The organism is Lysinibacillus sphaericus (assembly GCF_001629735.1).
In the GTDB taxonomy this organism is placed as follows: Bacteria; Bacillota; Bacilli; order Bacillales_A; family Planococcaceae; genus Lysinibacillus; species Lysinibacillus pinottii.
This window is the reverse complement of record NZ_CP015224.1, coordinates 3,604,453-3,628,786: the sequence shown is the minus strand read 5'-3', so window position 1 is coordinate 3,628,786 and position 24,334 is coordinate 3,604,453. Positions and strand designations below refer to the sequence as shown.

The following is a 24,334-nucleotide window of genomic DNA, read 5'->3' as shown; positions in this document are numbered from 1 at the left end:
TCCAGTTTTGAAAGAATAATTTCTTTTATAAAGGGTTTCAAGATACGAGTAGTTCGAGGAAGCAATGGAGAGAGGGAAGGAGCGTACTCAAGTACGTGACTGACTGAACGACAGAAGCTGACGAAGAAATGCGATGTATATTGAAAGCCGAACATAGTCTAGTGATGATGGCAAAGAGGTCACACCCGTTCCCATACCGAACACGGAAGTTAAGCTCTTTAGCGCCGATGGTAGTTGGGGGCTTCCCCCTGTGAGAGTAGGACATCGCTAGGCGCAAAAAGTCGCTACTGATACACTCAGTAGTGGCTTTTTTTTTGTTTAAAATTCTAAAAAGTAAAAGGAGGCATTTCATTCAAAGAAAATGCCTCCTTACTATATTTAGACAGTTGCTGCTCGTAGTTCGATACGACGAATTTTCCCAGATGTTGTTTTTGGTAACTCATCGATAAAGACAATACTACGAGGATATTTATAAGGCGCAGTCAGTGCTTTTACATGCTCCTGTAGCTCCTTAATTAATTCTTCTTCATTGTGTTCCTTATAGCCATCTCGTAAGATTACATAGGCTTTGACAATATGCCCTCTAATTTCATCTGGAGCAGCCACAACTGCGCACTCTTGTACAGCATCATGCTTGTTTAAGGCATCTTCTACTTCAAAGGGACCAATAGTGTAACCAGATGAGATAATTATATCGTCGCCTCGACCTTCAAACCAAAAATAACCATCTTCATCACATTTCGCTTGATCACCAGTAATGTACCATTCACCACGGAATGCCGCTTGTGTGCGTTCAGGCTCCCGATAATACTCTTTAAACAACGCTGGCGATGATTTGTGTATGGCAATATCTCCAACCTCGCCAACAGGTGCCTCATTTCCTTCATTGTCGATAATACGTACAATATTACCTGGAGTTGGGACACCCATGGAACCAGGACGTAACTCTGTGTTTTCCAGAGTACCAATGAGTAATGTATTTTCTGTTTGACCATAACCATCGCGGACTTTTAGATCAAAGTGATTCTTAAATGTTTCAATGACTGGTCGATTTAATGGTTCACCAGCAGAGACAGCACTACGCAGAGAGGATAGATTATAGTCTTTTAAATTCTCAAGCTTCGCCATGATACGATATTCAGTTGGAGTGCAGCAGAGAACATTAATTTTTTCATCCTGCAACAGGCGAAGATATGTTTTTGCATCAAACCCACCATGATAAACAAAGGCTGTAGCCCCCAACATAATGGTGGATAGGAAAGGACTCCAAATCCATTTTTGCCAACCTGGAGCAGCAGTAGCCCATACTAAGTCTCCTTCACGTACACAAAGCCACTGTGCAGCCGCTGTTCGAATATGCGCGTAGCCCCAACCATGAGAATGAACGACACCCTTAGGCTTACCTGTTGTTCCAGAAGTATAAGAAAGGAACGCCATGTCATCGCGTTTAGTAGCAACAGCAGTAAATGTATTTGGTTGCGAGCTAGCCAATTCATCTAAAGAAGACCAATCTCCTGTAGCTGTGCCAATGACCATTTTGTTTTTTAAAGTATTGACAGAAGAAGAGATTTTATCTACTTCACTAGTAAATGCTTCATAGGCGATCACAGCACTAGCAGAAGAATGCTCCATACGATACTCTAAATCACTTGCGCGCAACATTTCTGAGCATGAAATAGGAACAATACCCGCTTTTAAACAGCCTAGGAAAACAAAATAGGCCTCTGGTAGGCGAGGAATAATAACTAATACACGATCTCCTTTTTGAAGCCCCTTCTTCGTAAAGGCATTAGCGTATTGATTCATTTTTTGAACAAGCTCTACGTAAGTAACTGTTTGCCTCTCTTGTTGTGTATTTAACCAACGTATAGCTTGGCGTTCACTATCTTGCGAAAATTTTTCTAATTCCTCTGTAATGTTATAAACATCCGGTGCAATTAAATCCTTTATTACCATTTGAACATTCCTCCCCCTGAAATGATAGAAAATTCGTAAAACTATTTTTATTTTAACAATTGCAATAATATACAGCAAGAATATTTAATACACAAAATAGAAATATTAGATTTAATAGAGAACTATTTTGCTTTCTAAGTTATATTTAAGAAGGCCTCGACAAAAAATATAAAATTTTTCACAAATGTGTTGCATTATTTAGAATGCTTGCTATAATAATAAATGTACTTAAGAGGTTGTCTAAGACATACGAATAGTATTGTTCCGAAGTAGCTCAGTTGGTAGTAGCACCTGACTGTTAATCAGGTTGTCGCAGGTTCGAGTCCTGCCTTCGGAGCCATTTTTTTGCTCATTTTTAAGATGGTTTTATACATAAAAAAATTGTAGAAAAGTGTTGCAAGAATGTAGAAATAATGTTATTATAATTATTGTCTTGTTTGAGACGTACATATGGCCCCTTGGTCAAGTGGTTAAGACACCGCCCTTTCACGGCGGTAACACGGGTTCGAATCCCGTAGGGGTCACCATTTAAAATGCATCGTCATGATGTACAGGCTTTAAAAAGAAAATAAACTGTGATATAACACCTGTTTCTATGGAGGATTAGCTCAGCTGGGAGAGCATCTGCCTTACAAGCAGAGGGTCGGCGGTTCGAGCCCGTCATCCTCCACCATTATTATTGTGTTATTTCGGAGGGGTAGCGAAGTGGCTAAACGCGGCGGACTGTAAATCCGCTCCTTAGGGTTCGGCGGTTCGAATCCGTCCCCCTCCACCAGTTTTATAAATGATTGGGGTATAGCCAAGCGGTAAGGCAACGGATTTTGATTCCGTCATGCCTAGGTTCGAATCCTAGTACCCCAGCCATTTTTCTTTTATGAGCCATTAGCTCAGTTGGTAGAGCATCTGACTTTTAATCAGAGGGTCGAAGGTTCGAGTCCTTCATGGCTCACTTTTATAGAATAAAATATATTCAAAAGTGATATAATAAATACAGATAACTAATCTCTTGCTGAAAACAGTAGGAGATTTTTTTATGTTGATTTATAATGAATAAATATGCGTTTTTTTGTTGGGTTGAGCCAATTGGTAAGTAGGCTTTACAATAGTCTTATAACTTTTAGGGGGTATAAAAACATGAATAAACTTAATATTTCTATTATTGGAGTACCAACAGATTACGGACAAACACGTCGAGGCGTAGATATGGGACCAAGTGCTATTCGTTATGCAGGCGTTGTTGAACGTTTAACAAGTATTGGACACGAGGTACAAGATCAAGGGGATATTCGTGTAAGTCAAAAGCAAGCAAATGCAGCAGTAGACGAAAAGTTATTAAATTTAGAGGAAGTTGTCGAAGTTAGTACAGCTTTGGCTAATAGTGTACATGAAGTAGTCGAACAAAAAAAATTCCCACTTGTATTTGGTGGAGACCATAGTATTGCTATTGGTACACTTGCAGGATTAGGAGAACATTATAAAAATCTAGGTGTTATTTGGTATGATGCACATGCAGATTTAAATACACCTGAAACTACACCTTCTGGCAATATACATGGAATGCCTTTAGCAGTTAGTATTGGACTTGGGCATGAACGTTTAGTTCAAATTCGTAATAGTGTGCCGAAAATTAAGCCAGAAAACGTTATTATCATCGGAGCTCGTTCTGTAGATCCTGGTGAGCGTGACTTGATTCGTGAACAAGGAATTAAAGTGTACACAATGCATGAAATTGATCGACTTGGCATGACGCGTGTTATGGAAGATGCACTTGCCTATTTAAAAGAGCGTAATGTTGATGGATTGCACCTATCGCTTGATTTAGATGGACTTGACCCTCTTTATACACCAGGGGTTGGAACACCAGTGCCAGGTGGAATTACGTATCGTGAAAGTCATTTAGCAATGGAAATGCTACAAGAGTCTGGAATGTTAACCTCTGCGGAGTTTGTAGAAGTGAATCCGATATTAGATGAGAAAAATACAACGGCAAATGTAGCTGTTGCTTTAATGGGCTCTTTATTTGGAGAAACGTTAGTTTAAACAAAAATATTCAAAAAATTGCCTGTCGCCACATTGCATAAAAATCTTTTGCTATAATTGAAATAAAACGAAACTTTTCTTATCGATGGGTCGTATAGTATAAGACAGTTGTAAAGGTGGAGAAGTCAACACAATGGATGCGTTAGTAAATAAGAGAATAAAACAAGTGCTTAAAGGCGATCAAAACGCATTTGCCGATATTGTGAGTCTCTATCAGCACAAACTGTACCAAGTATGCTATCGAATGTTAGGTAACAAACAAGAATCTGAAGATATTGCTCAGGAAGCTTTTGTTCGGGCATATATGAATTTGCATACTTTTGATCAGAAAAGAAAGTTTTCGACGTGGCTTTATCGCATTGCGACAAACCTCTGTATAGATCGTATTCGGAAAAAGAAACCGGATTATTATTTAGATGCAGAAGTAGCTGGTACAGAAGGGCTTGATATGTATTCACAAATCGCAGCAGATGACCAGCTACCAGAGGAGCAGTTAGAGCAAATGGAGCTGCAAGATCGCATTCAATACGAAATTGGACGTTTGCCGGATAAATACCGTTCGGTTATAGTATTGAAATATATAGAAGAGTTATCGTTGCAAGAGATTAGCGAGATTTTAGATATGCCACTTGGAACGGTGAAAACGAGAATTCACCGCGGACGTGAGGCATTACGTAAGCAGTTAAACAATCTGTAGGAGGGGGAGCGTCATGAATACTTGTCCAGAGCATATTATTGATTATATGCATGATTATTTAGACGGTGACATTAGTCGTGAGCATGAGCAAGAGTTAAAGCAACACTTGCATACATGTAATGATTGTAAACAGTTGATGCATGAATTGAGTGAAACAATCGCCTTTGTGAAGAGTGCTTCCCATATTACAGCGCCTCCGGATTTTGAAGCAGCAGTAATGGCTCGTTTACCAAAACCGAAAAGTCGAGTAGGTATACAAAAATGGATACGCCGACATCCATTTTTTGTGGCAGCAGCAGTATTTTGTTTATTTATGAGTGCTACCTTGCTAGGAAGCTTTATGGATGACCAGCATTTCTCTGTGACCAAGCAGCCCAATTTAGTTGTAGATGGTCAAACGGTTATCGTACCCGCAGGGGAAGTTGTAAAGGGCGATATTGTGGTGAAAAATGGCGATTTGGTTGTTGAAGGAGAAGTTGATGGTAACGTCACAGTCATAAACGGGCAATACATGGCATCTTCAGCGGTAGTTTCAGGGAGAATTGAAGAAATTGACGAAGTATTTGAATGGTTATGGTATACGATTAAAAACTCTGTAAAAACAGCCATGACATTTGATGAAAAAGAAGAAACTAAATAACACTCTATACGTCCTAAAAAATAGTGCACGTGAGAGGCTGAAAGGTCTACTCTTCTGAGTAGACTTTTTATTTGAAAAAAGTTACATTTGATAAGAATGTGCTATACTTGAATGTGTATGGATTCGTAATGAAAAGTGGGGGATGCCACGTGCAAATTATTGAACATTTCACAGATTTAACGCCTGTGAATATTGTTATTAACTTCATCGATGTACTGCTCGTTTGGTACGTTGTTTATAAGGTCTTAACCCTCATTAAAGGTACGAAGGCTGTCCAATTACTTAAGGGAATTTTCGTCATTATTATTGCACGAATTGCAACAGACCTTTTAGGGTTACAAACGTTAGGCTGGATGCTACAGCAGGTCATTGAATTTGGTTTCTTGGCGATTATTATTATTTTCCAACCTGAAATCAGACGAGGCTTAGAACAAATTGGTAGAGGGAAGCTTTTCCAACGTTCATCTAGTCAAGAAGACGAGGAGCAAACAAGGCTTATAGAGGCTATGAAAAAATCTGTAAGTTATATGGCTAAACGTCGAATAGGTGCGTTAATTTCAATTGAAAAAGAAACAGGTCTTAATGAATATATTGAAACAGGCATAGGTCTAAATGCTGAAATTTCTTCAGAATTGCTCATTAATATCTTTATACCGAATACGCCATTACATGATGGGGCGGTAATTATGCAAAGAGATAAAGTTACAGCAGCAGCTTGCTATTTACCTCTATCTGAAAGTCCATTTATTTCAAAAGAGTTAGGGACACGCCACCGTGCTGCACTTGGCTTAAGTGAAGTGACGGATGCGATAACTATCGTTGTCTCAGAAGAAACAGGAGCCATTAGTATTACGTTGAATGGCAATCTCCATCGTAATCTTTCTCTAGAGGAGTTCGAGACACTATTACGAAAAATGTGGTTCGGATCAGCACAAGAGTCAAATGCAGCCTCTAAGTTAACTTGGAGGGGGAAAAAGAATGGATAAAATGATGGATAGTCCTTGGGTACTAAGAATCATCGCGCTATTTTTAGCATTTTTGCTTTTTTTCTCAGTTCGTACCGAGCTATCACCAATCAATACAACAACTACCACTGAACAGACTGATATTATTCGTGATGTACCAGTAGATGTTTATTATGATAATGAGAATCTGATTGTAACAGGATTACCTGAAACAGTAGATGTGAAGATAAAAGGACCAATGCCTGTTGTTATAAAAACAAGGGCAACAAAGGATTTCTCAGTATTCGTTGATTTAAGTAATCTATTGATTGGCGAGCATGATGTTAAGCTACAATACGAAAATATTTCTGATAAGTTAAAGGTTACATTAGACCCTGCAACTATTCATGTAAATATTGAGGAAAAGGTCACGAAGGAGTTCCGAGTAGACCCAGAAATGAATACTCGACTAATCGAAGAAGGGTATATTTTAAAGGATATGGTAGCCGATCCACCGACTGTTTACGTGACAGGGGCAAAAAGTGCTATTGAAAGCATCAGCTATGTAAAAGCCACTGTTGCTGGAGAGCCAGGCTTGAAGCAATCATTCTCTCAGGACGCGGCAGTAAAAGTATTAGATCGAGATTTAAATAAGCTTGATGTAACAATTGAACCTGATACCGTTAATGTTCAAGTAGATATTGGGGAGTATAGCCGAGAACTCCCAGTTGTTATTAGAGAAACAGGGCAAGCCTCGGATGATATTACAATCAATTCTTTAACATTTACGCAAAAAATGATTAAAGTATATGGCAGAAAATCGATTATTGATGGTTTAACAGAAATTCCAATTGTAGTAGATTTGTCAAAAATTACTGAATCAAAAACTTATGAGTTTGATGTAAAATTACCAGATGGTGTGACAAAAATATCTGATAAGAAAATAAAAGTGAAGGCAGATATTACAAAAGTAGAGAAAGAAGAAGAGCAGAAAACACCGGCTTCTACAGAGGAAACGCCACCCCCTACTGAGGAAACTGATGTGAAGGATGATAGTACTACGACTGATAAAAATACGCCAACTGAAGAAACGGAAGATATTGATTCTTAAACAATATCTGACTATAATTTTATTTTGATTCTAAATCAAAAATTTAACTGGAGTTTGGTTTGGTGGGTAGATCGCAATATATTCACCAAACAAACTAACTGAGTGGATTACGAAAAATTACCAATGAATGAACAAAAGCAGACTTTTCCAAAAGTAAGCGGACAAGTGTCTATGATGAATGTGACACAGTCTTGCATTGAAGGAGAGAATAAGTAGAATGGGTAAATATTTTGGAACAGATGGCGTCCGTGGCGTCGCCAATAGTGAACTAACACCGGAATTTGCATTTAAACTTGGCCGTATAGGTGGCTATGTTTTAACGAAAGATGCAACTGACCGTCCTAAGGTTTTAATTGGTCGTGACACACGTATTTCAGGCGAGATGCTGGAAGGTGCACTTGTTGCTGGTCTTTTATCAATTGGGGTAGAGGTAATGCGCCTTGGAATTATTTCAACACCAGGTGTTGCATACCTTACTCGTATTATGAGCGCAGATGCAGGCGTCATGATTTCAGCTTCGCATAACCCAGTAGCTGACAACGGCATTAAATTCTTCGGTCCAGATGGCTTTAAGCTAACAGATGCACAAGAAGAGGAAATAGAAGTTTTACTTGATGCTCAAGAGGATACATTACCACGTCCAATTGGGGCAGATTTAGGATCTGTAAGTGACTATTTCGAAGGCGGACAAAAGTACATTCAATACTTAAAACAAACAGTGGATGAAGAATTTGATGGTATCCATGTAGCATTAGACTGTGCACATGGTGCTACCTCATCATTAGCGACGCATCTTTTTGCGGACCTAGAGGCTGACATTTCTACAATGGGTTCTTCTCCAAATGGTTTAAATATTAATGATGGTGTAGGTTCAACTCACCCAGAGGGACTAGCTAAATTTGTATTAGAAAAGGATGCAGATGTGGGTCTAGCGTTTGATGGAGACGGTGACCGTTTAATTGCTGTAGATGAAAACGGTAAAATTGTTGACGGCGATCAAATTATGTTTATTATTGGCAAGTATTTAAATGCAGTTGGTCGTTTAAAGAAGCAAACTATTGTGTCAACCGTTATGAGCAATATGGGCTTCTATAAGGCAGTAGAAGATAACGGTATGCAAAGCATACAAACTGCAGTAGGGGATCGTTATGTCGTAGAGGAAATGCGTGCTAATGATTACAATTTAGGTGGCGAGCAATCAGGGCATATTGTTTTCTTAGATTTTAATACAACGGGCGATGGTCTACTAACAGGTATTCAGCTTGTCAACATTATGAAAGCGACAGGTAAGAAGCTGTCAGAGCTTGCTGCCGAGATGAAAATCTATCCTCAGCGTCTTGTCAATGTTCGTGTAACAGACAAGCATGCGGTGACTGAAAATACGAAAGTGGCCGCTGTGATTGCAGAGGTAGAAGCTGCAATGGCAGGGAATGGTCGTGTTTTAGTACGTCCTTCAGGTACTGAGCCGCTTGTTCGTGTAATGGTGGAAGCTGCTACAGAAACAGCTTGTGAGCGTTTTGTTGAGCGTATTGCAGATGTTGTGCGTGCAGAAATGGGCTTAACAGACTAGTAAATATAAACTTAACTCGATTTCCGTTTTTAGGAGGTCGAGTTTTTCTTGTTTGAAAAAGGATGTTTTAAATAGCAAAGATGGGGAACAGTAAAAAGGAGTCACAATAACAAGGAGTGTTTGATGGATATGGCTAAAATTGCTACAGTTATTACCGATATGTTCGAGGATAGTGAATTTACAAGTCCTAAAGAAGCCTTAGAAGCGGCTGGACATCAGCTAGTAACAATTGATACAGAGGCAGGAAAAGAGGTAAAAGGGAAACATGGGGAAACAGTAAAAATTGATAAAGGCATTGATGATGTAAAAGCGACTGATTTTGATGCACTGTTTATACCTGGTGGTTTTTCTCCAGATATCTTACGCGCCGATGATCGTGTAGTGGCGTTTGTAAAATCCTTTATGGATGATATGAAACCAACCTTTGCCATTTGTCATGGACCGCAGCTGCTAATTACGGCAAAAACACTAAATGGTCGTGACGCTACAGGTTATAAATCCATTCAAGTAGATTTAGAAAACGCAGGGGCAAAATTCCACGATGAGGAAGTATTCGTCTGCCAAAAGCAACTCGTGACAAGTAGAACACCAGATGACCTACCTGCCTTTAATAGAGAAATAGTAAATTTATTAGCTAGTAAATAACAAAAAGGCACAAGCAGCTTTTGCTTGTGCCTTTTGTTTCTTTTGTATAATGCGCTGGGCACATTTGTTGTTTGACCAAGATCAATGTGTATTCTGGCGATACCCTTAAAGCCCGTACTCGTAAGTTGCGTGACAACTTCATATCCATAAATTTCGTCACGACTAATGATTTCTAATACGATTCCTGCCTGCCTTTAAGCATTTTCTTCAGATTCTCCACCAAATCACCCCCACTAACAAAACAATCCGTACTAAGTAATGCTAAGTAGTGTGTTTTTCAAGGTTTTTCTAGCACTAGCAATTGTATGTCTACATATTTGTCACGAAAAAGCAAGGGTACTAGGTATTTTTTATAACGAAAGTTTGACGGATAGCATATGATTGAGTATGATGGAGAAGTTGAAGACGAGGTCCGACCTTGTTCTTGAACGAACGCAAAAGGAGGAAAGAGAGCGTAAAATCGGAAAACAATTATAGCGCCTGAGCTGAAGAAATTGGACGAAAAGAATCTTCAGCAGACGAGGTGGAGGTTTATCGAAAATTCGGCGGATACCTCCCGATCGACATACCCGATTGTCATTTTTCATTTTGAAAGCATTTGAGTGATTGAATGTACAGGAAATGGAGAAGGTATCGTAAAGCAATAGATGAATAGAAGAAAACTTCACATATCGAATGCTCCATTCAGATGGCTGAATGAGTTCATTGCATGTACGAAAGTGCTTTATTTTATTTAAAATAAAGTTTGCTTGTCCATTCAAAAAATTCGGTAGATGAGGTCTACTTTGTCATTGCGTTAAATTGACAATATCGGAGGACGAGAATTTATGTGTGGAATTGTAGGATATATTGGTGAATCAGATGCAAAGGAAATTTTATTAAAAGGTTTAGAAAAGCTAGAATATCGTGGTTATGATTCAGCGGGCATTGCAGTCCGTAATGAAGAAGGCGTAACGGTTTTTAAAGAAAAAGGACGTATCGCAGACTTACGAGAAGCGGTAGATGAAGATGTTGCTGCGAAAATTGGTATTGGTCATACACGTTGGGCTACACATGGAGTACCAAATCGTTTAAATGCTCATCCGCATCAAAGTGCATCAGGGCGTTTTACGCTTGTGCATAATGGGGTAATTGAAAACTATCATCTATTACAAAAAACATACTTAAAAGGTATTCCAATGAAATCTGATACAGATACAGAGGTTATCGTGCAATTAGTAGAGTTGTTTGTAAAAGAAGGTTTAAGCACAGCAGATGCTTTCCGTAAAACGTTATCTTTACTACATGGTTCATATGCGCTTGCACTATTAGATGCAGAAGCCGCTGATACAATCTTTGTAGCGAAAAATAAATCTCCACTTTTAGTTGGAATTGGTGAAGACTTCAATGTTGTTGCTTCGGATGCAATGGCTATGCTGCAAGTGACAGACCAATATGTAGAGCTACACGACAAAGAGGTTGTAATTGTACACAAGGCTAGCGTTGAAATTACAAAACTAGATGGTTCTGTAGTGGAACGTGCACCATATACAGCAGAGCTTGATATGAGCGACATTGAAAAGGGAACATATCCTCATTATATGTTAAAAGAAATGGATGAGCAGCCTACAGTCATACGCAAAATTATTCAAGCGTATGAGGGTGATAATGGCGATCTAACAATTGATACCGAAATTTTAGAAGCATTGCGAGCTGCAGATCGTTTATATATTATTGCGGCGGGCACAAGCTATCATGCAGGGCTCATTGGTAAACAATATTTTGAAAAAATGGCTGGTATCCCAGTAGAAGTTCATATTTCTAGTGAATTCGGCTATAATATGCCATTACTTTCAAAAAGACCTTTATTTATCTTTATTACACAATCAGGGGAAACAGCAGACAGCCGTCAGGTTCTAGTAAAAATTAAAGAGCTTGGCTACCCAACATTAACAATTACAAATGTACCTGGCTCAACACTATCACGTGAAGCTGATCACACGTTGTTATTACATGCGGGTCCAGAAATAGCTGTAGCTTCTACAAAAGCATATGTGGCGCAAGTAGCAGTCCTTGCTCTAGCAGCCTATGTAACAGCAAAAGCAAATGGCACAGGCTTAGAATTTGATTTAAAACAAGAGCTTGCGATTGCCGCAAACGGTATCCAAACAATTATTGACTCAAAAGATGTATTAGAAGACATCGCAGAAGACTACTTAAAAATCGCGCGTAATGCATTCTTTATTGGTCGTAATATGGACTTCTACGTGAGCCTTGAAGGGGCCTTAAAACTAAAGGAAATCTCTTATATCCAAGCAGAAGGCTTTGCTGGCGGTGAGCTTAAACACGGAACAATTGCTTTAATTGAAGAAGGAACACCAGTGTTTGCACTTGTTACACAAGCATCAGTTGGGCTAAACATCCGTGGTAATGTGAAAGAAGTTGCTGCGCGTGGTGCATATCCATGTATTATCGCGATGGCTGGTATTGATGAGGATGGCGACCGATTAGTCATTCCGCATGTTCACGAATACCTAACGCCACTTGTATCGGTAGTGCCATTACAGTTAATCAGCTACTATGCAGCACTCCACCGTCGTTGTGATGTGGATAAACCACGTAACTTAGCTAAATCGGTGACAGTTGAATAATTGAGTTTTATACTAGAAGTGTGTTTGTAGTTTTATAAAAAAATTTGATCATTTAAAACAAAGTTCGATAATTTATATTAAAGTTTGATTAAACATCCTGTGTTGATATGCAGGATGTTTTTTGTATAGATAAGATTGTGAAGAATTGTAGGTTTTCAAATTATATAAAGGAAATTTTTTAAAGATTAACATTTCTGTTATTCTTTTTTCTTTTGTGATAGATTTATCGTATTCATTTCGTATTACATAGTAGGTACCAATATTCATTGAGCGGGGTGAACAATTGAAAATTACAGAGAACAATGTTGTACAACACATACAGAAAAAAAATGAAAAATCAATTCCTTTTATTATTAATCAGTATGGTGGTTTACTTACAGCGATCATTAAACGTCATTTAAATTACCAGCAGCAAGATTATGAAGAATGCCTTGATGATGTTTTATTATCGATATGGAATAATATTCATTCCTTTGATCCTAAGAAAAATTCATTCAAACAATGGATTGCAGCGATTGCAAAGTATAAAGCAATTGATTATCAAAGAAGACAAATTACCATACAAAATCAGCAATTTTCAGTTTCAGAAATTGATGAATCTATGGTAAAGGCAAAACAACCATTAGAAGAAAACTGCGTTGAGGAACTCCTTGAGCAATTGTCAGCTAGTGAACGGAAAATCTTTGAAAAATACTATTTAGAAGGAACCCCTTCAAGTGAAATAGCAAAAGAATTTGATGCGAAAGAGTCTTGGGTTTATAACAAGCTTTCCAGAGGACGTAAAAAGCTTAAAAGTTTTTTAGTTCAAAAAATGAAGTGTGAGGAGTGAGAATATGTCTATTTATAAAGATTTAAATGATATGAATATGGATTTGGAACATTATGAAGAACAAGACCTTACAAACTTCGAGAAAAAGAAATGGGAAAAGCGTATATTAAAAAAAATAAGTAAAGAAAAGCCATCTCACGTAAAGATATATTTAGGAGTTACAGCATCTGTAGCAATGATTTTTAGTTTGATTATTGTCACGGGTTTAATTTCACCAACGATGGCGGCGGCGATGAAAGAAGTGCCTTTATTATCATCTGTTTTTAAATTTACAAGGGATCTTGGTCTACACGCCGCGGATGAAAAGGGGCTCTCAACAAAATTGAATACAAGCGTTACGCATGAAGGCTTTACATTAAATGTAACAGAAGTAGTGTATGATGGTACACGTGTTGCAATTGGGATTGAAGGCCATCATAAAGAAGGTGAAAATTCAAAAGAAAGTTTATCAGATCAAATGAGTAATATTGAATTTTCACTAAATGGTGAACCACTGAATCACACTAATTATAGTGGTGTTTATATGCAACCAAGTAAGGATAATAATTCCGCAGTTCTTGAATTTGCAGATTTGGAAAATAAAAATGGAGGCATTTTCCAAAAGAAGTTTAATTTGACATTATCCACTACAATAACTGGGATTTCTGAACCTTTTAAAATGGATATTCCAGTGAGGGATATAGGTAACTATATAAACCTACAGCCTAATATAAGTAGAAAATACAAAAATAATCAGTTTACTATTGAACAAATTATACTAACTCCCATAACAACTAGTATTACAACAAGAATAGCCTTGCTTGATAAATCAACTTCTGTAGATTTCCGGGAAGGAATACGTATCGAAGTTTATGATGAACAAGGGCGTGAACTAAAACTAATTAATGGCAATGGTGGCCGTGAGACAAATAAAGGAAATAGCGATTTCATCATGGATTTACGTGTTCATCCATTTGAAACCTTACCAAAAGCTATTACAATTAAACCGTATATTCATCTTTATGACTTTGAGGGATCATACCAACTGGATGAAAACGGTGATCCGAAGATTCAATACATTCCAGAACTAGAAATAACAATACCAATTAACTCAAAAGAATAAAAAACTTCAAACTATCTTTTCACCTCAAAATAATAAGTACCAAGTAGTGCTCCGTTAGATTTAAAAGCTTTAACTTGAGCAGTTCCTGTATTTATCATAATAGTTTTATTACCAACAAGACGTACAACATTATTTCCATACAAAACTAACCAATGAGTACCTTGTATAGCGTATTCAGAGCTATAAGCGATTTTAGGAATAAGCCCATATTTTAGTTATTCCATTAAAGTACGCGTTTATTTAGGAACGCGTCTTTTTCTTTTAAAGGGCCATTTAGTTGAATAACTGCCTCTAAAGAGAATTGTATATTTATGTTAAAATTTAGGGATAGTTCTTGAGAACAACTTGGTTATTTAATAAGAGTTTTTCGTTATTGCCATAGATACTTTATTTATAGTAGAAGAAGTGAGGGATTAACATGTTTTTTGTTCAAATGTCTGGCTTTCCTGGGTCTGGGAAGTCTACACTTTCTCGTCAAATTGCTGAGCGTACAGGAGCAGTCATAATAGACCACGATATTGTAAAATCTGCTTTATTACAGTCAACAGAAGAAATTCAAATCGATTCAAAATTAACTGGTAAGATTTCATATAATATTGATTGGTCTTTAATTGAATTTTACTTATCACAAGGACAAAATGTAGTATTTGATAGCCCTTGCCTTTATCAAGAAATGGTAGATCGAGGAATTGCTATGTCTAAAAAATATAATGTGAAGTACAAATATATTGAGTGCTACCTTGATGATTTTCAAGAGATTAATTTTAGATTGAAAAATCGAGAAAGAATGATAAGTCAAATAAGTGAGGTAACTTCCGAAGAGAATTTTAAATATACATTAGTCAATAGTAAAAGACCCGCTGATTATCAGTGCTTGGTTGTAAATACTGGCGAACCTATCGATAGTTATATTAATGACGTTGTAAATTACATAAAGAAATGAGTTGTAAATATTTTTATTCAATTAAAGGGCGCGATTGTGGAGCAACACAGGTAGAAAATATTCAAACTTTTTTATAAAACCTAACTTAAAACAGCTAAAGAAGAATCCCTTTTTGTCAATCTTTTTTCAAAAGGGATTCTTCTTATTTAACGTAAAATAAGGGTTTTGCGAGGCATTTTTAATCAAACTTTATTCCAAACCAACAGTATTGAGTTACAATAAAGTTGTATACAGAACACTTAAACAGAATACATGAGTGATGATAACTATAAAATACAAACCTTGGTACAGTGTATTGCTGTATCAGGGTTTTTGTTTATGGTTTTTATTATGGCACACAAAATGCATTTCTTTAGTAAAGAATGCGACTTTCCTTCATCTAAGTAGCAATATGGTTGAATAACATTTTTATATGAAAGTCACGCTCTAGAAATGAAATAAAACTGCGATGAAACACCCCTTTGAAACCGAATAGGAGAGCAACATTTCAAATAATGTTCCTTGATATAATTCTCTATGTAATATAACTTTGTTTGAACAAGGAGATGGAAGCATGAGTAAGTTAAGAGGCAAAATCGCTTTAGTTACAGGATCAAGTCGAGGAATTGGCCGCAGTATTGCATTGCGTCTGGCTCAAGAGGGAGCCTTTGTCATCGTTCATTACGGGAAAAGGCGTAATGAGGCAGAAGCAGTTGTTCACCAGATCGAACAAAGCGGAGGAAATGCTTGCGCAATTGGTGCTGACCTTAGTACTCTAGATGGTATTCAAGATTTATTTACTACTTTGGATGATACTATTCGGGGATATATGGGCGGTGTCGGATTCGATATTCTTGTCAACAATGCTGGAATAGGTCAAATTATGAGTTTAGAAGAGACGACGGAAGAATCATTTGAGGAGGTAATGAAGATTAATGTTAAAGCACCACTTTTTGTTACTCAGCAAGCTTTGCCACGTTTAAAAGATGGAGGACGTATTATTAATATTTCTTCTTTTGTGACACGTGCAGCTTCGCCAAGTGTCTTCACATACAGTATGTCCAAAGGTGCTATCGACACGTTTACGCGTCTTCTAGCCAAGCAACTAGGGAGCCGTGATATTACGGTAAACGCCATCCAACCTGGAATTATTAATACGGAGATGAATGCTGAGACTTTGGAAAACCTTGATGGGCAAAAATATGCGGCTGGTCTTTCAATCTTCAATAGATGGGGAGAACCCGAGGATGTGGCAGATATTGCCGCCTTTCTTGCTTCCTCAGACAGCCGTTGGGTAACTGGTCAATTACTCGATGCAAGTGGAGGATCTCATCTATAGAACCTGTAAGATAACGAATTTATACGGAACTTCAAATGAAGACACCCGAAAAAGTTAGACACATATTTTTAAGCAGTTACTGAGGAATGAACTCTGTATTGGACAGGGCTCATTCCTTTTAATTTTTCTTTCATTCGTTGGTTATTGTAAATAGTAAATGTACCTTTCCAATTCGAAATGAAATGTTCCATACTTTCAAATTTTTAGTTCAGATGTTAATCGTCCTTCATTATGGAAGTATGTTGAACGATTGGCCCCATTTACAGAGGGAAATTCAGTTCCAGATTACGAGAAACAGAGTGGATTTATCGATGCCTAGCAATCGGGCTCAATTGTTGAACAGCATAGTTAGAAAATGATCCGATTTATTTAATAAAATCGAAACCGAAATATGCAAGAAAAGAATCTATTATGATCATACCTTCTATTAATATGGATTCTTTTATTTGCCGTAAAATATGGGTTTCTGAGGTACTTTAATTGCATGTCATCAAAAGCAAATGATTAAAATGTGGCACGAAGTTAAATGTAGGTTATTCCATTAAAGGGCGCGTCTTTTTCAATGCATCACTATTGCTTAGCAATGGCTTTTAAGAAGCAGCTCTAGAAATTATCTAATTTATATAATAAACCACAAATAAAAAAGCAATTGTAAAAGTAAAAGATATATCCAGAGTTAGATGAAACTAACTTGGAGATAGTTTGATTTTTTATGTAAAAAAAATTAAATTTCAGATTCCTATCATTTTTCTTAGCTACAATGTAGTCAAATGAAGGGGGTAGTATCTATGAAAAAAAAGAGAATCAGTTTGATATTGGCTTTTTTAGTAACTTGTACATTCACTTTTGGATTAAGTGTTCGAGCTGATGATGACCATGAACACGAGTATAAGAAACATGAGAAGTACGACGATGATGATCGTTACGAATATGACCATGACCATGATGATGATGACGATGATGATCGTTACGAATATGATGATGAAGATGAATCCTATAATACGAATGGTGAAGTATACGAAAAAGGTACTTGGAATATTTGGACAAGAGAATTAGTTATGGAGAAAGAGGTTTTGCCTTTCAGCATGTCAAAATTAGTCAATTTGAAAGTAGTAGGTATGAATAAAGAATTAAATTTTTATGTTATCCCAAAAGACGGGGAGTTTTTTGTACCAGGGAAAACAGTGGCACAGCTTTTAGGAGCAAAAGCTACCTTTTACAAAACAAGCAAAATTTTAGATATACAATATCAAGAGAATGAACTAGTTTTTCGCTCAGGTACTAATGTTGTCTATGATAACAATGTTAAAACACCGTTACCTGCATCTTCATTCTATTTAAATGAGGAACTCTATGTACCAATCAGTGTCATTACAAATGGCTTAGGCTATGTGGTCGAATGGCAAGAAGACAATCAAATGTTTTTATGTCAACTTTTAATCAAATAGGAAGGAATGGTGAACAATGAAAGATCCGAAAAAAGCGAAATGGATATTAGGCGCATCAGGGGTGATGTTATCTGCCGTACTATTAACGCAAATAAACACTTCAATACAAGCAAAAACAAACCATTCAAATGATCTTCAAATTACTGCGCAACAAGAAAAAGACATGACGGAGAAAGAGAAAGAGCTTGTCCAACTAGATTGGACAAATTTTGAAGTTCAAGCTGCCAATCAAATTTCAAAAAAGAGTGATCGAAAAACCAAAAGAACATAGTGGAGATGATGAAGATGGACACACTTTCCCTACAATTAATGAATACCGATTTTTTTATAGCTATTCCAAAAGGTAAAAATAAAAATTGGAAAGAGCGGGCTGAAAAATGGTTGCAGTACGTAGCAAAAGAATGGTCAAGGTTTCTACCTAATAATGAGTTGTCACTATTAAATGAATTAAAGATTGGCGAGACATTGCAACTAAGCTCGTCACTTTATGATTGTTTACAACGAGCAAATCAATATTATCTTCAATCCAATGGATTATTCTCACCCTATTTGAAGTTGCAGCTGGAGCAGCAGGGCTACAATCAGTCGTTCCCATTTAAAGTGGCTAAGCATCAATCCTCAAATGTAAAGTCCATCTCAGGAAAGCCATTTCAGTTTTTAAGCAATCAGCAGGTAATGAAACTTGCGAACCAGGAAATTGATTTAGGTGGATTTGCTAAAGGGTATGCCATAGAAACGCTGGCTAATTGGCTTGAAAATGAGGTTGCCCCTGATTACGGCATTATAGATGGTGGTGGTGATATGAAACTATGGTCTACAGGGGAGAAGATATGGAAGATTGGTGTGGCTGACCCTAAAATAATTGATAAAGAAATTAGCTATATCAATATTAGCACGGGAGCGATTGCCACTTCTAATCGAATTTTTAGAAGTTGGACACAAAATAATATTACGAAGAATCATCTATTGAATGGACGAACAGGTGAGGTTGCCAAAACAGATGTGTTGCAAGCGACGGTCGTAACATCTTCATTGTGTGATGCCGAAGTATGGGCAAAGCTTTGTTTCCTAATAGATGAAAGTGAGCAACAACAGTGGTTTGAAACAAATTGTCAACGAAATGCTCGGTTTATTGTCAAAGAAGGACAAGAAGGTTATTGGATGATGGCAAGGGGGAGAGAAGTTGTTAACTAGTACATGGGAATGGATTAGACTATTTGGATTTTTAGCCTATTTTTATTTTACAATCTCCATTATTTTTGGGCTTTTAAGAAAATCACCATATGTAAAATCACATAAAAACTTAATTTATCAAATACATCAAAATGCAGGTTGGATGGGGTTGTTCACATTAATAGCCCATATGCTTGTATTAATGATTGACAGCTATAAGCCTTATAATGTAGTGGAAGTTTTGATTCCTTTTGCCGCTGACTATAAGTCAGTAGCCTCTAGTCTTGGCACAATTGCTTTTTATTGTTTTTTGATCGTGTTAATGACTTCAGATTTATGGATTAAAACAATGAGTCGATCTATATGGAAGAATATTCATATGCTTGTGTTACCTGCGTGGTTACTTTCACTTTGCCATGGCATCATCATTGGTACTGATACTGAAAATTTATTTGTACTAATTTTTTATGCGTTAACAGCCGGTTTCACTTTAGTTATATTGGTTTTGCGAAGAGTGAGCCAAGAGAGTTTGAAAAAGGACATTTCCCCGAAAAATAATACGTCTATCTAAGTGATAAAAGCATCAACTCTTCCTAGAAAAAGGGAAGGATTGATGCTTCTATTATTTCAAATTTTAAATACAATATGAAATGTTGTGCCTGTTCCTACTTTACTTGTAGCAAAAATTTTCCCATTGTGCTGTTCAACAATCGCTTTTGCTATTGACAGACCTAAACCAGTTCCGTTTCTTTGGCGTGCAGCATCGCTACGATAAAATCGTTCAAAGATTAAGGATAATTCATGCTCTGGTATACCAATTCCTTGATCGGTTAAAGCAATTTCAATAGAATCTCTTTCTTTTAAAAGGGTGAGTGTTATTTTCCCTTTTTTAGAGTACGAAATAGCATTTTCCAATAATATATAGAGTAGTTCTTGTATCTTTGCTGCATCTCCAAGTAGCTCTATATTTTCTTCAATTTGTGTTTCAAATTGTATTTCAGGAGGCATTAATTTGTGGAATTTTGCACTAACTTTTTCTAGCATTTTGGAGAGTGGTATAACACCTATATGCTGATTCCATTGTTGCTGATCATGGCGAGCTAAAAATAACAATTTCTCCAACAATTCTTTCATTAGTTGAGCTTCTTCTTTCATTTCATGAATTAATTCTTTGCCAAAAGGGCTTATATTTTTAGCTTCTTCTAGATCTAATATATCGAGCGAGCTATAAAAAATACTGAGTGGTGTGCGCAATTCATGAGAGGCATCTGAAACAAACTTTTTCTGTTTATCATATGACCATTGAATAGGGACCATTGCTTTACCTGCCATATAGTAACTAAGGAGTCCGATTAAGACTGTAGAAATACAAGTTAACAGAATAAGTAACTGAATGGTTTTTTTGAAAAAGTGTTGTTGTGAAGTAATGGATTTCCCTAAAATGATATATCCAACAACCTCATTACGTTCGTAAATAGGTTTTTTCAGAAGAAGGAAATGCTCATTTTGCCATTCGAAATGAAGCACTGTTTTTTCATTTGTCTTGCTTTTTGTAAAGACTTCCTCTAATTGTGTTTTCAGACCTTTATAGGACTCATCACCGTGAACAAATATATGGTTGTTTGTATAAATGTAATAGAAAAAATTACGGTTTGGATCATAGCTCAAATTTTCCTTGTCATGATCCTTGTATTCATAAAAATCATGTTTTTGTTTTGTATAGATGGATTCTAGTTCTTCTAACTGTTGAGTATCCATCAAATTTACGAGTGAAAAATAAAGAATGATGATGAAGAGAGAAAAAAACGAAAAGAAAATGGTGGCATATAATAATGATAATTTTTTTCTTGTTTTATTAAACACAGTAATCCCTCAGTTTATAGCCAATCCCTCTTACATTTTGAATATGCGATTTTTCATGGCTAGTATCAATTTTTTTTCGGACGAGTTTCACAAGTGCATCCAAGGAGTTATTTGAAACGTCAAAATCATAGCCCCATATGTAAATACATATTTGTTCTCTTGTAAGCACATGTCCCTTATTGATGAATAGGAATTCTAAGAGTGCAAACTCATTTTTAGTTAATTCAATTTCAGTATTATCGCGAAGGAAAACGCGAGAATCTATATTAAGTTGTAAATTTTCTACTTGGATGACTTGTTCGATTACTTTTTCTTTTCTTCGCAGTACGGCTCGAATTCTTGCTAAAAGTTCCTCCATCTTAAAAGGTTTTACTAAGTAATCATCTGCTCCACTATCTAAACCTTGAATAATATCAGAGGTATCATCTTTTGCAGTCAGCATCAAAATACCACCACTAAAACCTGTATCTCGAAGTTGTTTGCAAACCTCAAGACCACTCAGCTGAGGCATCATCCAATCTAAAATTAACAAATCAAAACTTTCGGAAAAGGTATGGTCGAGCGCGTCTAGTCCGTTATCCACTTCGATTACGTGGTGAAATTCCTTTCTAAGAATATATACGATATTTTTTCTTAAACGAGCATCATCTTCTGCAAGTAATATTTTCAAAGTTGTTTTCCCCCTGTAAATTATATTCAATATACTATACAACCCTAAAATGAATTTAAACTGAAAATTGTAGCTTTGAAAAAAAGATGCGATGCTTTTTTAAAAGTAGTGGAGGTTTGACCATCGGTAATCAATATGAGAGCCGCACGATCAAGATGTATCGTCGATTTTTGAAATTATGATTTTGGGTAAATCTTTTATTTCTGTGCAATGTGCCAGCCAATAGGTTTTGATTCGGGCATTGATCTACTCCCTTAGTTGGTTGTGATAAAAGTATACTACGAATATCACAGCAAGCGGCATAAAACGGAAAGAGCAAAATGAATCACATAAAAATTATGACTGAACCTTGAAATAAATGAAAACACCTCTCTGATTAAGGAGGTGTTTTTATGAGAGGTATAGAGGGGTATTAATGGTTGTGGTTAATACTTTTAAATAATAATAATATTTTTCAATTTTTTCCTTTTGTACATCATTGTAAAGCCTCAATAGAATATGCATCATGTGATTTTAAACACCATTAGCATAATTTTCCGTTTGTGTATAAGGTATTTCTTCATATGTAGGAGATAGAGATCAAGCGTGTAAAAAAACTTATTTTTGTTCTAACGTCTAAATACTTTTTCGTTAATTGGCACTCATTTCTGAGTCTGAACAAAAATGCAGAAGTTTGTTTTTATTTTAAACACGAACTAGTAAACAGTATATATGTACATAAGCTGAGTGGAGCTATTTTTATACTAAGTGTCTATACTGTTTAACCAATCAAATGTAAAATAAGTGATTCTTATGTATGAAATATGTAGATTTATCGAAAAAGGGACTTAAATAAACTAAACAGCTTGTATTCCTGTCAACATTATCGTTCTTTTTTTCTTCTGGTTAGAAGTAATTGATATAGAAAAATAATGGCCAAAAAAATTACTCCAAATAAATAAAACCAAAATATGGTTGTTTTTTCTCCCCAGTGAATACTTACTTGGCGTAAAAGAGCAATAAATAAGATTAGTAACGGGATAAGTATAGCTTTCCTATTAATCAAAATTGTTCACCACCTCTAATTTTCAATTTATGTTTCTGCATGCCTATCCAACTTTGAAACATTTTTTCAAATCTTAGCTAAAGTAAATGGAATCCCCTAAAAGCAAAGTGTTTCGCCATTTTAAACAAATGTCTAGAACACCGATTACTAAAAGGGGATGATACAAATAAAAATTTAAATTCAATTACTTAGAACTATGTAATTAAATTATAATCAAAAAGTCAAAACTAAGTTTATTTTAGTTAGTCGTTACCTAACCATACTCCAACTACCCCACCAGCAGCAATTCCCCAAGGTCCACCAAGTCTACCCACTTGAGCCCCTTTTTTTGCTCCTTGTACTAAAGCAACACCTGTCGCGCCAAGACCTGCACCTGTAGAAAAATTAAGAACAGAAGATGCAGCGCCCCCTCCACTAATCGATTTCAATCTTCAAGCCATCGCCATCTATCTCCATTAACTTTGCTTCAGATAATTCGTTCATCCCTAACTACCTCAACCTTTCTAGTAATTGGAATAAAACTAACAGTTATATTTAAATATATAGTACTTTTTTGATGTGGTTTACAACTGTGTAATTCCGCAAAGTACCAATTGCGTAATCACACAGTTGATTACAGATAGTAGCTCTTTTTAGGGGGAAATTAACACAAATTCATTAGCATTCTTTATGTAATTTTTACCTGAATTTTGATTACCTATTTTAGAAATATAGCAAAATATTAAAAAAAAACAAAATTTTACTATTCCATTTTATTGTTAGATGTTTATAATGAAATGTAAATATTTTAAATTAAAAGTGGGCGATGGATGGATTTGTTGTATCAAAACAATATACTTAAGGAAATGAAAGAATTAGTCGTATCGGAAGATTTCCATGAGTCTTTCAGAACTAACATTTTAAATTATATTGATGAAAAAAAAGATTCACATATGATTTTTGGCCATCTCTGTATGATTCACTATCAAGAGTTTGCCCAAGATGATAACTTGGAAATTATAAAGATAGCTGCCGCTATTGAACTAATAATTTTAAGCTTTGATATAATAGATGATTTACAAGACAATGATTCAGAGTGTATCTGGTGTAATGAACCTGCTTTTGCTATGAATGCAACTTTAGCCATGATTTTTTTAGCTATAAAGCTGATAAGTGAAAGTTCCTTTACTCATAAACAAATAGCTATAGGTGTTTTAAACGATTTTGTCTTAAGAAGTATTAACGGACAACACTTAGATTTATTAAATAATTGTAGAGTTGAAGAAAGCTATATAGAAATGATTACTTTAAAATCTGGATCATTGACTGCCTTAAGTAGTCAATTAGGCACAGTTCTAGCGTTAGGTAAATATGAACCCTGTGTAGAAGAGTATTCAAGTTATATAGGTGTTATTCAACAAATAAAAAATGATATAGAGGATTTAAACATATGGAATAAGAAAAATGATTTGCTAAATAAAAAATTTTCCATACCTATTATTTTTTTATTTGAACAAAGCGAGGAGTATTCGAAAATTTTAACAGATTATTATTCAGGTACTACAGCATACTTAGATAATCAAATTTTTGAAGATGCTTTGATGAATAACGGAGCTATCCATTATACTGTTGCTTTAAAAAATATATTTAAATTTAAAGCACTAGATTTATTAAAGAAAATGCCATTTAGCAAAAAAAGTAGGCTATATTTAGAGAAATTAATGGAGTGAG

At 36.0% G+C, this 24,334-nt stretch carries 22 protein-coding genes, 6 tRNA genes and 1 rRNA gene; 24 read left to right on the top strand and 5 right to left on the bottom strand.

The features are described from left to right. Positions 1-157 precede the first annotated feature (157 nt). Positions 158-273 (top strand): 5S ribosomal RNA (gene rrf / locus A2J09_RS17870). Between the two features lie 105 nt (positions 274-378). On the opposite strand, the gene mbcS is transcribed toward rrf, so the two are convergent. Next, positions 379-1,956, bottom strand: coding sequence for an acyl-CoA synthetase MbcS (gene mbcS / locus A2J09_RS17865; protein ID WP_012296038.1), 1,578 nt, complete (start codon positions 1,954-1,956; stop codon positions 379-381). A gap of 263 nt (positions 1,957-2,219) precedes the next feature. Between mbcS and A2J09_RS17860 the strand changes: the two genes are divergently transcribed. From A2J09_RS17860 to A2J09_RS17775, 18 genes are all read left to right on the top strand, one after another. Continuing rightward, positions 2,220-2,296 (top strand) — tRNA-Asn (locus A2J09_RS17860). A gap of 112 nt (positions 2,297-2,408) precedes the next feature. Then, positions 2,409-2,483 (top strand) — tRNA-Glu (locus A2J09_RS17855). Positions 2,484-2,553: 70 nt separating this feature from the next. Next, a tRNA-Val gene (locus A2J09_RS17850) sits at positions 2,554-2,629 on the top strand. Positions 2,630-2,647: 18 nt separating this feature from the next. Continuing rightward, positions 2,648-2,731 (top strand) — tRNA-Tyr (locus A2J09_RS17845). Positions 2,732-2,745: 14 nt separating this feature from the next. Next, positions 2,746-2,820: transfer RNA gene (locus tag A2J09_RS17840), tRNA-Gln, on the top strand. A gap of 12 nt (positions 2,821-2,832) precedes the next feature. After that, positions 2,833-2,905, top strand: a tRNA-Lys gene (locus A2J09_RS17835). A gap of 185 nt (positions 2,906-3,090) precedes the next feature. Next, on the top strand, positions 3,091-3,996 hold the full coding sequence (gene rocF, locus A2J09_RS17830) for an arginase (RefSeq protein WP_012296037.1): 906 nt from the start codon (positions 3,091-3,093) through the stop codon (positions 3,994-3,996). Between the two features lie 133 nt (positions 3,997-4,129). Continuing rightward, a complete protein-coding gene (gene sigW, locus A2J09_RS17825; protein WP_004225410.1) occupies positions 4,130-4,693 on the top strand; it encodes an RNA polymerase sigma factor SigW in 564 nt (187 codons plus the stop codon). Between the two features lie 13 nt (positions 4,694-4,706). Beyond that, positions 4,707-5,333 (top strand): anti-sigma factor family protein, encoded by a 627-nt coding sequence (locus A2J09_RS17820; RefSeq protein WP_012296036.1) that lies wholly within the window; start codon positions 4,707-4,709, stop codon positions 5,331-5,333. A 149-nt stretch (positions 5,334-5,482) separates the two neighbouring features. Then, positions 5,483-6,319, top strand: coding sequence for a diadenylate cyclase CdaA (gene cdaA / locus A2J09_RS17815; protein WP_012296035.1), 837 nt, complete (start codon positions 5,483-5,485; stop codon positions 6,317-6,319). Further along, positions 6,312-7,388, top strand: coding sequence for a CdaR family protein (locus A2J09_RS17810; RefSeq protein WP_012296034.1), 1,077 nt, complete (start codon positions 6,312-6,314; stop codon positions 7,386-7,388). The genes cdaA and A2J09_RS17810 overlap by 8 nt, the downstream gene beginning before the upstream one ends. Positions 7,389-7,605: 217 nt before the next feature. Beyond that, on the top strand, positions 7,606-8,958 hold the full coding sequence (gene glmM, locus A2J09_RS17805; protein WP_012296032.1) for a phosphoglucosamine mutase: 1,353 nt from the start codon (positions 7,606-7,608) through the stop codon (positions 8,956-8,958). A gap of 129 nt (positions 8,959-9,087) precedes the next feature. Then, positions 9,088-9,603 (top strand): type 1 glutamine amidotransferase domain-containing protein, encoded by a 516-nt coding sequence (locus tag A2J09_RS17800; protein ID WP_031416704.1) that lies wholly within the window; start codon positions 9,088-9,090, stop codon positions 9,601-9,603. 827 nt (positions 9,604-10,430) lie between these two features. Continuing rightward, on the top strand, positions 10,431-12,233 hold the full coding sequence (glmS, locus tag A2J09_RS17795) for a glutamine--fructose-6-phosphate transaminase (isomerizing) (protein ID WP_012296030.1): 1,803 nt from the start codon (positions 10,431-10,433) through the stop codon (positions 12,231-12,233). 283 nt (positions 12,234-12,516) lie between these two features. Then, on the top strand, positions 12,517-13,062 hold the full coding sequence (locus A2J09_RS17790) for a sigma-70 family RNA polymerase sigma factor (protein WP_012296029.1): 546 nt from the start codon (positions 12,517-12,519) through the stop codon (positions 13,060-13,062). Between the two features lie 4 nt (positions 13,063-13,066). Beyond that, positions 13,067-14,164, top strand: a complete 1,098-nt coding sequence (locus A2J09_RS17785) for a DUF4179 domain-containing protein (RefSeq protein ID WP_012296028.1) — start codon at positions 13,067-13,069, stop codon at positions 14,162-14,164. 418 nt (positions 14,165-14,582) lie between these two features. After that, complete coding sequence (locus A2J09_RS17780; protein WP_012296026.1) at positions 14,583-15,107, top strand: P-loop nucleotide/nucleoside kinase family protein; 525 nt, start codon at positions 14,583-14,585, stop codon at positions 15,105-15,107. Positions 15,108-15,660: 553 nt separating this feature from the next. Beyond that, positions 15,661-16,425 (top strand): SDR family oxidoreductase, encoded by a 765-nt coding sequence (locus A2J09_RS17775; protein WP_036162438.1) that lies wholly within the window; start codon positions 15,661-15,663, stop codon positions 16,423-16,425. A 68-nt stretch (positions 16,426-16,493) separates the two neighbouring features. Here A2J09_RS17775 and A2J09_RS24680 read toward each other — a convergent pair whose 3' ends face one another. After that, positions 16,494-16,616, bottom strand: coding sequence for an IS3 family transposase (locus A2J09_RS24680; RefSeq protein WP_012296024.1), 123 nt, complete (start codon positions 16,614-16,616; stop codon positions 16,494-16,496). Positions 16,617-17,213: 597 nt separating this feature from the next. Here A2J09_RS24680 and A2J09_RS17770 point away from each other — a divergent pair. Genes A2J09_RS17770 through A2J09_RS17755 form a run of 4 tightly spaced genes read left to right on the top strand, consistent with a single transcriptional unit; the run spans position 17,214 to position 19,617 of the window. After that, positions 17,214-17,873, top strand: coding sequence for a copper amine oxidase N-terminal domain-containing protein (locus A2J09_RS17770; RefSeq protein WP_051563306.1), 660 nt, complete (start codon positions 17,214-17,216; stop codon positions 17,871-17,873). 16 nt (positions 17,874-17,889) lie between these two features. After that, complete coding sequence (locus tag A2J09_RS17765) at positions 17,890-18,144, top strand: hypothetical protein (RefSeq protein ID WP_012296022.1); 255 nt, start codon at positions 17,890-17,892, stop codon at positions 18,142-18,144. A 14-nt stretch (positions 18,145-18,158) separates the two neighbouring features. Beyond that, positions 18,159-19,067: an FAD:protein FMN transferase gene (locus A2J09_RS17760; RefSeq protein WP_036162436.1), complete on the top strand. Its 909-nt coding sequence runs from the start codon at positions 18,159-18,161 to the stop codon at positions 19,065-19,067. Continuing rightward, complete coding sequence (locus tag A2J09_RS17755; RefSeq protein ID WP_012296020.1) at positions 19,057-19,617, top strand: ferric reductase-like transmembrane domain-containing protein; 561 nt, start codon at positions 19,057-19,059, stop codon at positions 19,615-19,617. Before A2J09_RS17760 ends, A2J09_RS17755 begins: the two co-directional genes overlap by 11 nt. A gap of 56 nt (positions 19,618-19,673) precedes the next feature. Here the strand turns inward: A2J09_RS17755 and A2J09_RS17750 are convergent, their stop codons facing one another. The 3 genes from A2J09_RS17750 to A2J09_RS17735 all read right to left on the bottom strand — a co-directional run bounded on the left by A2J09_RS17750 (position 19,674) and on the right by A2J09_RS17735 (position 23,052). Continuing rightward, positions 19,674-20,909: a sensor histidine kinase gene (locus A2J09_RS17750; RefSeq protein ID WP_012296019.1), complete on the bottom strand. Its 1,236-nt coding sequence runs from the start codon at positions 20,907-20,909 to the stop codon at positions 19,674-19,676. Next, positions 20,902-21,579: a response regulator transcription factor gene (locus tag A2J09_RS17745; protein WP_012296018.1), complete on the bottom strand. Its 678-nt coding sequence runs from the start codon at positions 21,577-21,579 to the stop codon at positions 20,902-20,904. The genes A2J09_RS17750 and A2J09_RS17745 overlap by 8 nt, the downstream gene beginning before the upstream one ends. A gap of 1,287 nt (positions 21,580-22,866) precedes the next feature. Beyond that, positions 22,867-23,052 (bottom strand): hypothetical protein, encoded by a 186-nt coding sequence (locus tag A2J09_RS17735; RefSeq protein ID WP_012296017.1) that lies wholly within the window; start codon positions 23,050-23,052, stop codon positions 22,867-22,869. Positions 23,053-23,433: 381 nt separating this feature from the next. Between A2J09_RS17735 and A2J09_RS17730 the strand changes: the two genes are divergently transcribed. Beyond that, positions 23,434-24,333, top strand: a complete 900-nt coding sequence (locus A2J09_RS17730) for a polyprenyl synthetase family protein (RefSeq protein WP_036162433.1) — start codon at positions 23,434-23,436, stop codon at positions 24,331-24,333. Position 24,334: the final 1 nt, after the last annotated feature.

What these genes read in the sequence shown, in the direction of transcription:
- mbcS (WP_012296038.1), bottom strand. Translation starts at nt 1,956, where the DNA reads ATGGTAATAAAGGATTTAATTGCACCGGATGTTTATAACATTACAGAG.
- rocF (WP_012296037.1), top strand. Translation starts at nt 3,091, where the DNA reads ATGAATAAACTTAATATTTCTATTATTGGAGTACCAACAGATTACGGA.
- sigW (WP_004225410.1), top strand. Translation starts at nt 4,130, where the DNA reads ATGGATGCGTTAGTAAATAAGAGAATAAAACAAGTGCTTAAAGGCGAT.
- A2J09_RS17820 (WP_012296036.1), top strand. Translation starts at nt 4,707, where the DNA reads ATGAATACTTGTCCAGAGCATATTATTGATTATATGCATGATTATTTA.
- A2J09_RS17810 (WP_012296034.1), top strand. Translation starts at nt 6,312, where the DNA reads ATGGATAAAATGATGGATAGTCCTTGGGTACTAAGAATCATCGCGCTA.
- glmM (WP_012296032.1), top strand. Translation starts at nt 7,606, where the DNA reads ATGGGTAAATATTTTGGAACAGATGGCGTCCGTGGCGTCGCCAATAGT.
- A2J09_RS17800 (WP_031416704.1), top strand. Translation starts at nt 9,088, where the DNA reads ATGGCTAAAATTGCTACAGTTATTACCGATATGTTCGAGGATAGTGAA.
- glmS (WP_012296030.1), top strand. Translation starts at nt 10,431, where the DNA reads ATGTGTGGAATTGTAGGATATATTGGTGAATCAGATGCAAAGGAAATT.
- A2J09_RS17785 (WP_012296028.1), top strand. Translation starts at nt 13,067, where the DNA reads ATGTCTATTTATAAAGATTTAAATGATATGAATATGGATTTGGAACAT.
- A2J09_RS17780 (WP_012296026.1), top strand. Translation starts at nt 14,583, where the DNA reads ATGTTTTTTGTTCAAATGTCTGGCTTTCCTGGGTCTGGGAAGTCTACA.
- A2J09_RS17775 (WP_036162438.1), top strand. Translation starts at nt 15,661, where the DNA reads ATGAGTAAGTTAAGAGGCAAAATCGCTTTAGTTACAGGATCAAGTCGA.
- A2J09_RS24680 (WP_012296024.1), bottom strand. Translation starts at nt 16,616, where the DNA reads ATGGAACATTTCATTTCGAATTGGAAAGGTACATTTACTATTTACAAT.
- A2J09_RS17770 (WP_051563306.1), top strand. Translation starts at nt 17,214, where the DNA reads ATGAAAAAAAAGAGAATCAGTTTGATATTGGCTTTTTTAGTAACTTGT.
- A2J09_RS17765 (WP_012296022.1), top strand. Translation starts at nt 17,890, where the DNA reads ATGAAAGATCCGAAAAAAGCGAAATGGATATTAGGCGCATCAGGGGTG.
- A2J09_RS17760 (WP_036162436.1), top strand. Translation starts at nt 18,159, where the DNA reads ATGGACACACTTTCCCTACAATTAATGAATACCGATTTTTTTATAGCT.
- A2J09_RS17730 (WP_036162433.1), top strand. Translation starts at nt 23,434, where the DNA reads ATGGATTTGTTGTATCAAAACAATATACTTAAGGAAATGAAAGAATTA.